Annotated in this window: 15 protein-coding genes and 1 other RNA gene; 14 read left to right on the top strand and 2 right to left on the bottom strand. The window is 37.6% G+C overall.

Annotated features, from left to right (window positions below; genetic code table 11):
* Nucleotides 1-71 precede the first annotated feature (71 nt).
* From rnz to nth, 10 genes are all read left to right on the top strand, one after another.
* Nucleotides 72-1,016, top strand: a complete 945-nt coding sequence (rnz, locus tag CBF33_RS02280) for a ribonuclease Z (protein ID WP_126761219.1) — start codon at nt 72-74, stop codon at nt 1,014-1,016.
* Nucleotides 1,013-1,801, top strand: coding sequence for an SDR family NAD(P)-dependent oxidoreductase (locus CBF33_RS02275; RefSeq protein ID WP_126761217.1), 789 nt, complete (start codon nt 1,013-1,015; stop codon nt 1,799-1,801). Before rnz ends, CBF33_RS02275 begins: the two co-directional genes overlap by 4 nt.
* A 15-nt stretch (nt 1,802-1,816) precedes the next feature.
* Nucleotides 1,817-2,218, top strand: coding sequence for a LapA family protein (locus CBF33_RS02270; RefSeq protein ID WP_126761215.1), 402 nt, complete (start codon nt 1,817-1,819; stop codon nt 2,216-2,218).
* 144 nt (nt 2,219-2,362) lie between these two features.
* Nucleotides 2,363-3,334, top strand: a complete 972-nt coding sequence (locus CBF33_RS02265; protein WP_126761213.1) for a CobW family GTP-binding protein — start codon at nt 2,363-2,365, stop codon at nt 3,332-3,334.
* Between the two features lie 19 nt (nt 3,335-3,353).
* Nucleotides 3,354-4,940, top strand: coding sequence for a zinc ABC transporter substrate-binding protein AdcA (locus tag CBF33_RS02260; RefSeq protein WP_126761211.1), 1,587 nt, complete (start codon nt 3,354-3,356; stop codon nt 4,938-4,940).
* 74 nt (nt 4,941-5,014) lie between these two features.
* On the top strand, nt 5,015-7,324 hold the full coding sequence (gene recJ, locus CBF33_RS02255; RefSeq protein ID WP_126761209.1) for a single-stranded-DNA-specific exonuclease RecJ: 2,310 nt from the start codon (nt 5,015-5,017) through the stop codon (nt 7,322-7,324).
* An 11-nt stretch (nt 7,325-7,335) separates the two neighbouring features.
* Nucleotides 7,336-7,848: an adenine phosphoribosyltransferase gene (locus tag CBF33_RS02250; protein ID WP_126761207.1), complete on the top strand. Its 513-nt coding sequence runs from the start codon at nt 7,336-7,338 to the stop codon at nt 7,846-7,848.
* 92 nt (nt 7,849-7,940) lie between these two features.
* Nucleotides 7,941-8,558 (top strand): lysozyme family protein, encoded by a 618-nt coding sequence (locus tag CBF33_RS02245; RefSeq protein ID WP_126761205.1) that lies wholly within the window; start codon nt 7,941-7,943, stop codon nt 8,556-8,558.
* Between the two features lie 17 nt (nt 8,559-8,575).
* Entirely contained in the window at nt 8,576-9,301 is a 726-nt protein-coding gene (locus tag CBF33_RS02240; protein ID WP_126761203.1) for a DnaD domain-containing protein, read from the top strand.
* A complete protein-coding gene (gene nth, locus CBF33_RS02235; RefSeq protein WP_126761201.1) occupies nt 9,301-9,957 on the top strand; it encodes an endonuclease III in 657 nt (218 codons plus the stop codon). Before CBF33_RS02240 ends, nth begins: the two co-directional genes overlap by 1 nt.
* 28 nt (nt 9,958-9,985) lie before the next feature.
* Here nth and CBF33_RS02230 read toward each other — a convergent pair whose 3' ends face one another.
* Together CBF33_RS02230 and recU are read right to left on the bottom strand one after the other, a co-directional pair.
* Nucleotides 9,986-12,205: a PBP1A family penicillin-binding protein gene (locus tag CBF33_RS02230; protein WP_126761196.1), complete on the bottom strand. Its 2,220-nt coding sequence runs from the start codon at nt 12,203-12,205 to the stop codon at nt 9,986-9,988.
* Nucleotides 12,206-12,220: 15 nt separating this feature from the next.
* A complete protein-coding gene (gene recU / locus CBF33_RS02225; protein WP_126761194.1) occupies nt 12,221-12,814 on the bottom strand; it encodes a Holliday junction resolvase RecU in 594 nt (197 codons plus the stop codon).
* Between the two features lie 57 nt (nt 12,815-12,871).
* On the opposite strand from recU, the gene CBF33_RS02220 reads away from it, so the two are divergent.
* The 4 genes from CBF33_RS02220 (at nt 12,872) to CBF33_RS02205 (ending at nt 15,537) form a co-directional block, all read left to right on the top strand.
* On the top strand, nt 12,872-13,423 hold the full coding sequence (locus CBF33_RS02220; protein WP_237662147.1) for an SLOG family protein: 552 nt from the start codon (nt 12,872-12,874) through the stop codon (nt 13,421-13,423).
* 98 nt (nt 13,424-13,521) lie between these two features.
* A complete protein-coding gene (gene gpsB / locus CBF33_RS02215; RefSeq protein WP_126761191.1) occupies nt 13,522-13,884 on the top strand; it encodes a cell division regulator GpsB in 363 nt (120 codons plus the stop codon).
* A gap of 18 nt (nt 13,885-13,902) precedes the next feature.
* An RNA gene (gene rnpB / locus CBF33_RS02210) (RNase P RNA component class B) lies at nt 13,903-14,276 on the top strand.
* A gap of 109 nt (nt 14,277-14,385) precedes the next feature.
* The gene (locus CBF33_RS02205) at nt 14,386-15,537 is read left to right on the top strand and encodes a THUMP domain-containing class I SAM-dependent RNA methyltransferase (RefSeq protein WP_425330194.1); all 1,152 of its coding nucleotides are present in this window, start codon (nt 14,386-14,388) and stop codon (nt 15,535-15,537) included.
* The last annotated feature ends 9 nt before the right edge of the window (nt 15,538-15,546 follow it).

Below are 15,546 nucleotides of genomic sequence, written 5' to 3'. Positions count from 1 at the left end.
GAATGAAAGAATTCTGTGGTAAGCATAGAATTCTTTTTTCACTTATGATATGAAAAGAAAGTAGGGATGTTATGGAGTTAGAATTTTTAGGGACAGGTGCAGGAGTTCCTTCAAAACAGCGAAATGTCACGAGTATCGCACTAAAGCTCTTAAATGAACGTAATGCTGTATGGCTTTTCGACTGTGGCGAGGGAACGCAACAACAAATACTCCGTACGGCTATTCGCCCACGTAAAATAGAGAAAATCTTTATCACGCACTTACATGGCGACCATATTTTTGGTTTGCCTGGTCTTTTAAGCAGTCGCTCTTTTCAAGGTGGCGAAACGCCTTTAACAATAATTGGTCCTAAAGGGATTAAAGAATTTGTCGAAACAAGTCTGCGTATTTCTGATAGTCGTTTGAAATATGATTTGATTTTTAACGAGATTGACCAAACAGGCATTATATTCAAAGACCATCAGTTTGAAGTAACCTGTCTTCCTTTAGATCACCGAATTACTTCTTATGGTTTTAGAATACAAGAGGCTGATCATCCGGGCGAATTGTTGGTTGAAAAACTACAAGAAGAAGGCATTACATCAGGCCCTATATATGGGAAATTAAAAAATGGGGAGACCGTTACTTTAGAAGATGGACGTGTACTAGACGGAAACGACTTTGTCGGACCACGTCAAAAAGGACGTGTCGTCACAATATTAGGGGATACTCGTGTGCATCCAAATGCTTATACGCTAGCTTCAGAAGCAGATGTTTTAGTCCATGAAAGTACTTTTAAACATGATGAAGAGAAAATGGCTAAGGCGTATTATCACAGTACGTCGGTACAAGCGGCTAAAATTGCGAAAGAAAGTGATGTCAAACAGTTACTACTAACCCATATTAGTGCCCGTTATTTAGGTCGTGATGTCGCTGCATTGCAGAAGGAAGCCCGTCACGTTTTTGCTAACACACGTGTGATGCAGGATTTTGATGTGATAGATATTCCGTTTATTAAAGAGGGGGAACGACCATGACGCTAGATAACCGAGTTGTGATGATTACGGGTGCTTCTAGTGGATTGGGAGAACAAATCGCTTACGCTTCTGCAAAAAAAGGCTATCGCTTAGTTTTAGCTGCCAGAAGATACGAGCAGCTAGAAAAAGTCGCAACCAAGTGTCTAACTCATGGCGCGTCTTCAGTTAATATCTATACTTTAGATATTGGTAAGATTGAAACAATCGACCGTGTTTATGCTCAAATCAAAGAAGACGTCGGTCAAGTTGATATCTTAGTGAATAATGCAGGCTTTGGTCTATTTGAAGAATTAATTCATATCGACCTAAAAACGATACAAGAAATGTTTAATGTCAATGTAGTAGGACTAATTTATCTCAGTCGACTCGTGGTCGCTGATATGCTAGCTAAAGGACGAGGTCATTTGATTAATATCGCGTCTCAAGCAGGGAAAATGGCCACACCTAAGTCTACAATTTATGCGGCGACAAAACATGCCGTGCTTGGTTTTTCTAATGCTTTACGCTTAGAAGTTAAACCCTATGGTGTTCAAGTGACAACGGTAAATCCCGGACCCATAAAAACTGATTTTTTCGAACGCGCTGATAAGACCGGTCATTATTTAGACGATATGGGAATTTGGGTCTTAGATCCGAGTAAATTAGCCAATAGAATTGTGGCAAGCTATGGTCATACGACTCGAGAAATTAATGCACCGTTTCTAATGAATCTGGGTGCTAATTTTTATACATTGTTTCCTCATCTAGGTGATTTTTTGGCAGGAACCGTCTTTAATAAAAAGTAAAGAGGAGTGATAAGGATGAAAAATGGAACACGATTTTTTATAGGTTTTGTCTTTTTAGTTTTAATCATTATTTTTGCGGTCATTAATACTGATGTCGTACATATTAATTTTGGAATTATGGCGGTTGCTATGCCTTTAATTTACGTCATTTTAGGGTCAACTGCAGTGGGTGCCATTATCGTCTCACTTTTATGGTTTAGCAGTTATTTAAATCAACGAAAAGAAATGAAGCAACTTAAAGCAGATAAGGCTGAGTATGTTCAAAAGTTAGACCAAATGGTAGATCATGAAGTTCGGTTGAAAGAACAACAATTCACACAAGAAATAGCAGAGAAAGACCGTCGGATTGCGGAATTAGAATCAGAATTTAGCGCATTAAAAGGCGAACCGTTTGTACCAACTTCTGAGGATTATTAGAAAGAAATGAAAAACTTTGTGACTGTATGAAACAATGCAGTTCACAAAGTTTTTTATTTTTGTCTTGACATCAATTAAATAAACTGATAAATTTGTAAAGGTAAAGCGTAACGGTTACTATTTAATAACAAGAGGTGAATTTTTTTGGGAATACCAATAACAGTTGTTTCTGGGTTTTTAGGAGCCGGGAAAACAACTTTAGTAAATCAAGTACTTCAAAATCAATATTATTTACCGGAAGAAGTATTGATTATCGAAAATGAATTTGGAAGCGTGGGAATGGACCACGATTTTTTATTACATGTTGAGGAAAATATCTATCAGTTAAATAACGGCTGTCTATGTTGTAGTTTAAGAGGCGATTTAATAAAAGCATTTGATGCGATTATTAAAACGATTTTAGCTAAAGGAGTCAAACTGAAAGCACTTATTATTGAAACGACAGGTGTCGCAGATCCACAACCGATTATTCAAACGTTGATAACAACACCTTCTATTATGGCACATTTCTACATCGACAGTATCATCACTGTTATTGATAGCGACTATTATAACGACGCTGCCATTCACCCTGAAACGATTAAACAAGTCATGTTGGCTGACCGATTAGTGGTTTCAGAAAAAAGTGAATTGAGCAATGATGATAAAAAGAGAATAGAAGATGACTTAAAAGCACTAAATCCACTAGCGGATACGCTTTTTTATGATAAGCGAAATGCTTTTTCATCAGAGGATTTCTTTTCGTTAAATCGCTTTCGATTGGTGGAAGAAGTTGCATTGCCTGAAATGAATGAACAACATGAACATCATCATTCACACTCGTCCCACGAATTTGAGAGCTTTTACCTACCAGTACCAAATTTTCTTAACCAAGCATTGTTTTTACGTTGGTTAGACTGGTTACTTTTTGAGTTTGACCAAAAACTATACCGTTTTAAAGGGATTTTAGCTTTTGACGAGTATGAGTTAGCTGTTCAGATTCAAGGAGTAAATCAACAAGTTTCTTTTGAAATGCGACCTGAGTTAGCCACTGAAGCCAAAACAGGTTTAGTTTTAATCGGTCAGGAATTAGATAGAGAAAAAATCGAAACGTCATTTAAGGAATTAATTCAATAGAAAAGAGGCTATTTATTAAATGAAAAAATTATTAAAAGGACTGGCGCTATCAACTATAACATTGTCATTACTAACAGCATGTCAAAGTCAGTCAAATCAATCAGACGCTAAGAAAAATGGTTTAAATGTTGTGACGACGTTTTATCCCATTTACGATTTCACGAAAGAAATTGTCGGAGAAGAAGGCGATGTTTCGCTAATGATTCCGGCAGGGTCAGAACCACATGACTATGAGCCTTCAGTTAAAGATATGGCGAAGCTCAATGACGCAGATGCTTTCGTTTACCATAACGAAAATATGGAAACTTGGGTACCCAAAGCACTAAAAAATGTGAAAGAAGACGATGTGGCAATTGTTAAAGGCACAGAGAATATGGTTTTAATGGCAGGAGAAGGCCATGATCACGACCATGGTGACAGACACGAAGAACATGAAGAGCATGACCACGAGCATGATGAAGATAATAATCATGACGAACATGAACATGGTGAGCATGATGAACACTCTCATGAATTAGACCCTCATACATGGGTGTCCCCAAGACTAGCAATGGAAGAAGTCGAAAGTATTACAGCGCAATTAAAAGAAGCTTTTCCTAAAAAAGCAGAGATATTTGAAAAAAATGCACAAAATTATTTGAAAGAACTAAAGCAGTTAGAAGAAGAATATCAAACGAGTTTATCTCAAGCGAAAAATAAAACATTTGTCACACAACATGCTGCGTTTGGTTATTTAGCTTTAGATTACGGGTTAAAACAAGTAGCGATTGCCGGTATGATTCCAGAGCAAGAAGCTGGGCCTGCTCGCTTGGCAGAGTTAAAAGAGTTCGTCCAAGAAAATGATATTCAATATATTTATTTTGAAGAAAATATGAACGACAAATACGCTCGCACCTTAGCAGAGGAAGCAAAAGTAAAACTAGAAGTCTTAAATCCACTAGAAAGCTTATCTAACGAAGATATAAAAGCGGGTAAAGATTATATCAGCGTCATGCGTGAGAACTTAAAAGCACTTGAAAAAACGACGAAACAAGCTGGAAAAGAAATAACAGAACATGATGACGTTGAAAAAACGGTTGCTGCTGGATATTTTGAAGATCATCAAGTGAAAGACCGTGACCTTTCCGATTATGAAGGAGATTGGCAGTCTGTCTATCCACTTTTAAAAGCAGGCCAGCTAGATGCGGTATTTGACTATAAAGCGAAACAAAAACAAGATAAAACAGCTGAAGAGTATCGTGATTATTATGAAAAAGGCTATCAAACAGATGTTGACCGCATTACGATTAAGAATAATCACGTCACTTACGAAAAAAATGGTGAAAAAATGACCTATCCATATACATATAAAGGATATGAAATATTAACATATGAAAAAGGGAATCGTGGTGTTCGTTACTTGTTTGAAGCAACGGAACCAGCTGGAGAATTTCAATATATTCAATTTAGTGATCATCAAATCGCTCCTCATAAAGCAGAACATTATCACTTATACATGGGTGGCGACAGTCAAGAGAAGTTATTTTCAGAGTTAAGTAATTGGCCAACTTACTATCCTACCTCATTAAGTGCACATGAAGTAGCTCAAGAGATGGTAGCACATTAGTCTTAACAATTTTAGAGTCTGTGATTATCACAGGCTCTTTTTTCATGCTATAATAGTTGGGTAGGAGTGATGATGTGAAAGAAGCAATGTATACTTGGAAAAAATTACCGTTAGATAATCATAGTGACGTAGAAAAATGGTTAGCTGAACGAGATTTACCAACAAGTTTTGCACCTTTAGTGCAACAACAAGATATTAAAAATGAAGATGCATTAGATCAGTATCTAGCCCGTCGCTTGGATGAATTGACTGATCCTTTTTTAATGTATGATATGGATAGAGCGATAGAACGCTTGCAACAGGCGATTATGGAAAATGAAAAAATCATCATTTACGGTGATTACGACGCAGACGGCATTACTAGTAGTACGGTGATGAAAGAAGCGATTGAGATGGTGGGTGGCGAAGTCGATGTCTATTTGCCAAATCGTTTTAAAGATGGATATGGGCCTAACTTAGCCGTCTATGAACGACTAGTAGCAGAAGGCTATCAACTCATTTTGACCGTTGACAACGGCGTTAGCGGCCATGAGGCGATAGCGTATGCCCAAGCTCAAGGTGTTGATGTCATAGTGACGGACCATCACGCGTTGCCTGATGTATTACCTGAAGCGTATGCTGTGATACATCCTGCCCACCCCAAAGGAAGCTACCCTTTTAAAGATTTAGCAGGGGTGGGAGTAGCGTTTAAATTTGCTTCTGCACTATTAGAAGACGCTCCATTAGAGTTGCTTGATTTAGTTGCGATAGGAACGGTTGCTGACTTAGTATCACTGACAGGTGAAAATCGGTTACTTGTGAAGCATGGTTTAGAAATGTTAAAACAGACGGAGCGAGTCGGTTTACAAGTGTTGTATGAGGAATTAGGAATTGACACTACTCAGTTAGGCTCAGAAGATATCGGCTTTCGAATTGCCCCCCGTCTTAATGCGTTGGGCAGAATGGAAGAGGCTATTGTCGGCGTCGAGTTACTTTCGACCTTTGAACCTGAACACGCACGAACGCTTGTCGCACAAGTCGAAACAACGAATCAGGCGCGTCAAAAAACGGTACAACTCATCAATCAGGAAGTCGATACGTTAATAGAAGCTGAAAAATCAGATATCTATGTTCTCGCAAAAAAAGGATGGCATGAAGGGGTTTTAGGAATAGTGGCAAGCTATGTTGTAGAAAAAACGCAACGACCGGCTATTATTTTATCAATTTCTGAAGAAGGCCACATAGCGAAAGGCTCGGCACGTAGTGTTCCAGGAGTCAATATTTTTAATCTATTAAAAGAAGTAGCACCGCTTTTACAACAGTTTGGTGGGCATGATATGGCAGCAGGCTTAAGTGTTTCAGTAGACAAGTTAGCGGAGTTGAAAGCTGCATTAAATAACGTCATCAAGACAGATAATTATGATTTAGGGCAAAAGGAGACACTGACCGTTTTAGAAGTCACACAATCAGAGATGTTAAGCATTGATTGGATTGAAAAACTTGCGGTATTAGAGCCATTCGGAACGGATAATCCTAAACCGTTATTATTGTTAGAAAATGCTCGTCCAATGGATGCTCGTCAAATTGGCATTGACCATCGACATTTAAAAGCACAGCTTCAACATAAAGTAGCTGAACGCCCTCTAGATTTAATCGGATTTGGCTTTGGTGAAGCTTACGACAGCTTTAGCATGACAGACGAAGTCGATGTAGTAGGTACATTATCGATTAACGAGTGGAATGGAGTTAGACAGCCACAGCTAATGCTGAAAGATTTTAAATTACAAGGCACACAATTATTAGACTTTCGAGAACAAGCTCATAAAGTAAAAGATATCATGCGTGATAACACTGTCTATTTCTATTTTAAAGAAGACACAGCTAAGCAGTTTTCTTTTATCCCTACTGCACAATTAATCGCAGTGAATGAATCTCAGCCTATTGAACAGTTAGATATCGAAGCAGGGACTAGTGCGGTTTTTTTAGACTGTCCAGTCGAAGCAGAAACGTTACGTACGATAGTAAATCTGACAGAGTTTTATAAAATCTATTTAATACTCTTAAGTGAAACGCAAGCTTATTTAACAGGTATGCCATCTCGTCAGGATTTTGCTGCCCTCTATCGCGTCATCCAATCCAGTCAGGAAATAGACGTGCGAAATAAACTACCAATGCTTGAGAAATATTTAAGAATTCCAATTTCTAAGATAAAGTTCATGATAAACGTGTTTTTTGATTTGAATTTTGTTACAATAGAAGATGGTTTGATGACAAAAGTAGTGGAACCAGTCAGCACACCTCTTGAAGAAAGTCGTTATTATAAAGAACGACAAAAACAAATGAAAACTGAAGAATTTTTATTATATGGTGATATCAATCAAATAAAAGATTGGTTACATCAATAGGAGGAAATAGTGTGAATTTAAAAGATTATATTGCAAGTATACCGGACTATCCAAAAGAAGGAGTTATCTTCCGTGATATTTCCCCATTAATGGGTGACGGAGCGGCTTATCGAGAAGCGACGCATCAGATTGTAACTTATGCCAAAGAAAAAAATATTGATATGATTGTTGGGCCTGAAGCGCGTGGTTTTATTATCGGCTGTCCAGTTGCTTATGAATTGGGAGTAGGATTTGCCCCAGCGCGTAAAAAAGGAAAATTACCTCGTGAAACGATTGAAGTAAGCTATGGCTTAGAATATGGTGAAGCCATCCTAACCTTGCATAAAGATGCTATTAAACCTGGCCAACGTGTTTTAATTTGTGATGATTTATTAGCAACTGGTGGTACCATCGCGGCTACTATCGAAATGGTTGAGAAACTTGGCGGCGTTGTTGTCGGATGTGCCTTTCTAGTAGAATTAACTGAGTTAAATGGTCGAGATAAGATTAAAGATTATGATATTTTAACTCTTATGGATTTCTAAAATATGATAAAAGCGTAGGGAGCGTATTTTGTTCCTTACGTTTTTTTAAACAATGGGAGCCTGTTACCGACTGGGAAAAAGAAAGGATAGTTATGCGAAAAAAGAAAAAAATCGGAACGTTTTTAATTGGATGTGTGCTCCTATGTTTTCTAATGCTAAGTGGTATTTATCTTTACCGAGTAAAAAAGGGAATTCGAGAGTTAGAAAAATGGGAAGGGTATATTAATCAAATGGTCGTAAAATATGATATACCGGATGATCAGAAATTAGTAGAAGCGATTATTTTAACGGAAACTAAAGGACAACATATTGATATTATGCAAAGTAGTGAAAGTCAGACGGGAAATCCGAATACGATTTTCAGCTCGGAAGAGTCGATTGAATCCGGCGTTAAGCATTTAGCCGATGTGATTCACTATGGGGAGCAAAAAGAGGTAGATAAGTGGACGAGTGTTCAGGCTTATAACTTTGGTAGTCAATATATAGATTATGTAAACCAAAGAGGGAATATCAATACATTGGATCTAGCGGAGGAGTATTCAAAAACCGTCTTAGCCCCGTCATTAGGAAATAAAGATGCTACAACGTATCGTTATTTAACACCTAAAGCGGTTTGGTATAATGGGGGCTACTTGTATCAAAATGGCGGAAATATTTTTTATGCAGATCGCGTTAAATGGCATTTAACACTGATAAAATGGTTGGAATGAGAAATGGAGAGAAGTAAATGGAACTATCGAGCTATTTGGAAGCGGGAGGGACGTATGTCTCTAACTTAGTCCTTCAATACTATCGACATATTGGGTTAAATGAAAAAGAAGTCATGCTATGGATGCAAGTGAATCGGTTCATTCAACAAGGTGTTTACTTTCCTAACATGCAACAAATTAGCGATGAGACGGGCGTCCCTTCCGAAGAGCTGTATCATCTATTAGAAGAACTTGTGAATAAAAAAGTCCTTGCCATAGAGTCAGCGGTCGATCAACAAGGACGAACCTATGATCAATATAATGTGACGCTTATTTATGGTCAAATTGAAGAGTATTGTCAAGAAAGCATGCATCAACATCAAGTCGTTGAACAAGAAATCAGTGAAAAACAACTATTTCAAGAAATTGAAGTAGAATTTGGACGAACCTTGTCTCCTATTGAGCGAGAAACAATAGGTTATTGGTTAACAAAAGATGGTTATGGTGTAGAATTAATCTCGCTAGCGTTAAAAGAAGCAGTATTAAATCAAGCTTACAGCTTAAAATATATGGATAGAATTTTATTAAGTTGGGAAAGAAAAAACATTCGTAATGCGCAGGATGTCGAAAAAGAAAAACGTCGTTATGAAAACCAGATGACAGATAAACATACTCCTGACTATGAGGATCATACTCGAAACGCACCTCGAGTTCCATTATATAATTGGCTAGATCCTTCAAAAAATAATGCGGAGGAATCATAATGTTATCAAAGAAAAAAACATTAAAAGCGATAGATGTTATGGCTGAGATGTTTCCAAATGCCGAAGGAGAATTAATACATAAGAATTCATTCGAGTTGCTAATTGCTGTGATTTTAAGTGCGCAAGCGACCGATGTATCGGTTAATAAAATTACCCCTGCTCTGTTTGAAAAATTTCCAACTCCGCAGGCTTTTGTAGAGGCTCCTTTAGAAGAAATTGAGAATAGTATTCGCACTATCGGCTTATTTAGAAATAAAGCCAAGCACATAAAAGGGTGCTGCGAAATGTTAATCCGAGATTTCAATGGGGAAGTCCCTCAAACTATTCCTGAGTTAATGAAACTACCCGGTGTTGGCAGAAAAACAGCGAATGTCGTAGCAGGAGATGCATTTGGTATTCCTGCAATAGCAGTTGATACGCATGTTGAACGTGTATCCAAACGGTTACGCATTGTTAAGCAATCAGCATCGGTTATAGAAGTAGAAAAAACACTCATGCAAAAAATACCGAAAGAACGTTGGGTAGATACACATCACCGCATGATTTTCTTTGGTAGATACCATTGTTTAGCACGTGCGCCAAAGTGCGAAACATGTCCACTGCTTTATCTGTGTGAAGAGGGACAAAAAAGATTAAATGTAAATGAAAAAAAGTAAGCAATGCGATTTAGCATTGCTTACTTTTTTAGTTATCCCGATTTGATTCAGTCGGTTTTTCTTCAGGCTTTTGTGTCGTCTGAGGCTGTGTTTGCTCAGTAGTCGGTGTTGTTTCGGTTGGTGCTTCAGTTTCAGTAGAAGTTTCAGGTGGTTCAGTGGCGGTGGTTTCTGTTTCTTCTGACTGAGTTGTTTCTGTTTTGGGTTCTTCTGTCGATGGTTTCGTTTTGGCAGTAGTTGGTGCTGGTTTCCAAGTCGTTTGATCTCTGACGTGGTCTTTTACATATAACTCATTACCTATTTTAACGACACTATCTGGCATGACCCAATCTTTTGGTTCAGTATTTTCTGTTAGATATCCCATTAGATACTTATAAATAAGCATCGCAAGGTGTTGCTCTTGGTAAGGAATAGGACGATAAAAATCTTTATAACCCGTCCAAACTGAAATCACATAATCTGGATTATAACCGACGAAACTAATATTAGGCGCGCCAGTAGTATCGCCTTTAATCTTATCCATGTCTTTTTCATCATAGTTAGACGTTCCTGTTTTACCTGCGTGGAAAATGTAAGGAATATCTGCTTGTGCCCCTGTACCGCGTTTTAGGACGTCTTTCAACATATCTGTGACAATGTAAGCCGTTGAGTCTTTTATGACTTTTTTGCCTTTTTCTTTGAAGATTTCCTCTGTACCGTCTGGGTAGATGATTCGGTTAATATAGGAAGGTTTGTGATAGGTTCCTTCATTTGCTAATGCACCGTATGCAGCCGCCATGCTTAACGAGTTTGTTTCTCCAAAAATAGCAGAGGAAGGATTTACGCCACCTGGATATTCCATATCAATACTTTCAAGAAATTCTGAAACTTTATCTAAACCAACTTCTTCGATCGTTTTAGCAGCAGGAACATTTCGCGAATCGACAAGAGCTTCACGAATAGTAATCGCTCCTAGATAACGACGATCGTAGTTATAGACATTCGTATTCGTATTAGGATACTTGTAAGGTTCATCTACAACGATTCTTGCACTTGAATAATTGAGAAATTCAACCGCAGGCGCATACACATTTATCGGTTTGACCGCAGAGGCAAAGTCACGTTTAGCTGACGTCGCTAAGTTTTCACCTAATTGAACGTCTTCAGGGACTTTACGTCCACCAATCTGAGCGATAACATCTCCCGTGTGAACATCTAAAATTGTAATTGCCGCTTGGAAATCGTCATTTGGAAATTGAATCTGTTCATCGCCATTGACTAGATTATATAAATATGATTGTGCATCTAAGTCAAGATTGGTATGAATTTCTAAGCCATCTGTATAAATATCTTTTTCAGATTTTTCTTTTGCTTCAGCAATCACTTCTTTAATATAGTTATCAATCATTCGATAGCTTTCCGACTGGTTTTCTAATGGTCGCAAGCCTTCTTCGATAGATTCATTGATTGCTGCTTGGTATTCTTCTTCATTAATGCGATTATCTCGCTTCATCTCACCAAGTACAATATCCCGTCTTTTCTTAGCAAGGTCAGGATTGACGTAAGGGTCGTAGGTAGCAGGGGCTTGTGGTAAACCTGCTAACAGTGCCGTCTGAGCGAGTGTTAACTGGTCAAGTGATTTCCCAAAATAAATTTCAGACGCGGTTTCCATACCATATAAACCATTAGACATGTAAACCTTATTGATGTAATACGTTAAAATTTCATCTTTGGTTTTGCTACGCTCCAATTCAATTGCTAAAGAAGCTTCTTGTGCTTTTCTTTTTAATGTTTGATCTTCTTCTTTAGTTGAGAAGTAAGATAACTTGATGAGCTGCTGTGTTAACGTACTACCACCTTGTAATGAATCAGATGTTAAGTTTGAAATAGCAGCACCTAAAATTCGAATTGGATCAACGCCAATATGTTTCTCGAAGCGTTTATCTTCGATGGACATGATTGCTTCTTTTAATTGAAAAGGAACTTGTTCAGGCGCAACTGTTTCTCGTTTTTTTTCACCTACTTCATAAATAAGTTGGTCATTTCGATCATAAACTTTTGAAGATAGCGTGTCTTCTAGTTTTGCAACATCAAGCTCAGGAGCCCCTTTTGTGTAGAAGAGAAAGAGACCCACTCCTGATAAAAAGGCGATAGAAACAACTAAGAAAAGAATGAGGAGAATTCTACCAATCCATTTCTTTTTATTTTGTTTGGGTTTCTTTTTATTTTTTCTTTTTTGTCCTTGTGTGTAAGAACGCGTCTTTTCTGACATAATGATTAAACTCCTTTAAATGTATTGGTCGACAGCTTTTAAGTAGTCTAACCTTGGTTGGTATGACAAAGCAATTTCAGTGCCTTTTGATTCTATCTCTTTAAGAGGAATAGATTTACGACCGTTATTGATTTGTGAGTCCCAAAAGTCAAACAAAACTTCTCCCGGTAAGAAAAAGTAACGGTTTAATGTAGAGAAACTAATTAAAACAAACGTTATTCCTTGTTGCTTATGACAAGCTTTCATATGCTGAATCTGATGCTCATGAAAGTTGCTAAGAGGAAACGATGTTTTATTCTTTGTTTCTTTGGCTTCAAAATCTAAATATCTTCCTTTGTATATACCGTTAAAATCAGTTGTTGACGGCTGTTTGAAGTAGGCCTCTTTAATTATCGCCGCACTGCGTTTTGGATAGTCGACATTTACAATCTGAACGGGAGTGGGTTTTTTATGAATGACCGCAATCTCACGCGTTAAATAGTAGGTATTAGAATCATTAATTAATGACTCTAACTGTTGACCACGATTTCCATGTTGAATCGGTTGCCTTAGTCGTTGATTCCCTTTATGATGGTGTTGAAGGCGACCGTTAGGATACTTTATTGTCATAACTCTCACTCCTAGCATGTATTATAGCAAAAATCAATTTAGAATGGAAAGGTTAGTGTGGTAGCATTGATAAAAAGATTGTGGTTATCAGGTTATCGTTCTTATGAACTCGGTGTTTTTAAGAAAGATGATCCGAAAGAAAAAGTTATCAAACACGTGTTAAAAGAACGATTAATCCACTTAATCGAAAATGGGACAGAGTGGATTATTACTTCTGGCAACTTAGGTGTTGAACTTTGGGGATTAGAAATAGCAGAAGAATTAAAGAAACTTTATCCAGAACTCAAAACAAGTTTGCTTTTTCCATTTGACGAATTTGGTAGTCAGTGGAATGAAACGAATCAATTAGCCTTAAGCACGGCAAAAAGCAAAGCGGATTTTGTAGACAGTGTTTCACATCAACCTTACCATTCGCCAAGTCAATTAAAAAATCATACGCAATTTCTAATAACGCATACAGACGGGGCATTATTTGTCTATGACCCTGAATTTGAAGGAAAACTATCTTATGCTTATCGCGATATACAGCAAACACAAGAAACAAGTCCATATTTTTTAGAACTTATTTCTATGTTTGATTTACAAGATGCAGCTGAAAATAACATATAAGAGGTAATTGTTTTGTTTTATCGGTAATTCTGGTAGAATCAACTTGGTGAAATATGTTATAATGATTGATGAACATGAATATGAGTGAGGTGTGGGATATGGCAAACTATAATTATATGGCAAGAGATATATTGCAAAAAGAATTTAAAACAAAAATGCGTGGCTATGATCCAGTAGAAGTGGATGAGTTTTTAGATGGGATTATTAAAGACTATGAAACGTTTAATCGTGAGTTATTAGAGTTAAGAGAAGAGAATCATCGATTAGTTGCGAAAGTAGATCAATTAACTAAGAGTACAGAGTCTCTGACAAGAATGCGTCAAGAAACGCCTAAGACTGTCAACACAGCAACAAACTTTGACATCTTAAAACGTCTATCAAATTTAGAAAAAGAAGTATTTGGTAATCGCTTAGTCGAGAGTGATAATCAAGATACTTTAGATGAAACAAAACAGTTTTAATCAAAAAATGATTTGGTAGTTTTCGGGTAATTACGGTTAGCTTGACTAGCTGAGGAAAGTCCATGCTCTCACAAGCTGAGAGTGCTTGTAGTGTTCGTGCTTAGCGAAAAAATAAGCTAAGGCAGATGTGTTTCACATTTGACGGCAGTTAAAACAGCTAAGGCTCTAGGGCTATGCTGGAGTAGACTTGAAAGTGCCACAGAGACGAAGCAATATTAGAAATAATATTGGTGGAACGGGTAAACCCCACGAGAGAGCAACCCAAACATAAGGTAGGGGCACTTTTTTCTAGGAAATGAACGAAGAAAAGAGGCAGTCGTAAGATTGCAGACAGATTATTACCGTTACTTTTTGATCCTGAGAGAAAGTAATACAGAACATGGCTTATAGAAAACTACCTTTATCAGGAATGAACCTTCCGTTTTAAAAAATGGAAGGCTTTTTTTTACAAAAGTTGATGAGTGAAATCAGAGTGATGCTGATATGAGAAAGGAATCCAACATGAAACAATTTAAATTAATGGCGACAGCAGCAAGTGGTATGGAAGCACTTGTAGGACAGGAATTACGAGATTTAGGAATAGAGTGTCAAGTCGAAAATGGACGCGCAATTTTTTATGGCGATATGACGACAATTGCTACCGCTAATATTTGGCTACGCACAGCTGACCGAGTAAAAATTATTGTAGGCGAATTTGATGCTTATACGTTCGAAGAGTTATTTGAAAAAACGAAAGCATTGCCTTGGGAAACACTATTACCGATGGATGCACAATTTCCAGTTGCTGGTAAATCAATTAAATCAAAATTATACAGTGTCTCTGATTGTCAAGCCATTACTAAAAAAGCGATTGTCAATCGTTTAAGCGAATACTATCATCGTTATGGTCGTTTACCTGAAACAGGGGCGTTGTATCAATTAGAAGTGGCTTTACTAAAAGACAAAGTGACCATTACCCTTGATACTACTGGCCCAAGTTTGTTCAAGCGTGGTTATCGTTTAGATAAGGGCGGTGCCCCTTTAAAAGAAAATATGGCAGCAGCGTTAGTGAAGCTAACAAATTGGCGAAAAGACCGTCCGTTCTATGATCCGGTTTGTGGTTCAGGAACCATTTGTATTGAAGCCGCATTAATCGGACATAATATTGCTCCAGGTTTTAATCGAGATTTTGCTTGTGAAGAGTGGTCATGGTTTGATCCCGAGATTTTTGACAAAGTACGAGCCGAAGCAGACGAACAGGCCGACTATGATATTGAACTTGATATATTAGGTACGGACATTGACGCACGAATGATAGAAATTGCGAAAAAAAATGCAGCAGAAGCGGGACTTTCTGATAGTATTCAATTTAAACAAATGCAATTAAAAGATTTTACGACTGAAAAAGAATATGGCGTGATTGTTGCCAACCCCCCATATGGCGAGCGTTTGGGTAAAGAAGAAGCCGTACGCCGATTGTATAAAGAAATGGGCGACGTCTATCGACCATTAGATACATGGAGTAAGTATATCTTGACAAGTGATTTACAGTTTGAAGAATTTTATGGCGCAAAAGCGACTAAAAAAAGAAAACTGTATAATGGCTCTTTAAGAACTGATTTATTCCAATATTGGGGTAAACGCCCACCAAGACCAAAACGGAATGAGGAGTAATAATATGAC

Source organism: Vagococcus lutrae (genome assembly GCF_003987555.1).
GTDB lineage: Bacteria > Bacillota > Bacilli > Lactobacillales > Vagococcaceae > Vagococcus_A > Vagococcus_A lutrae.
The sequence above is the reverse complement of the archived record's forward strand: the minus strand, read 5'-3'. Positions and strand labels throughout refer to the sequence as shown.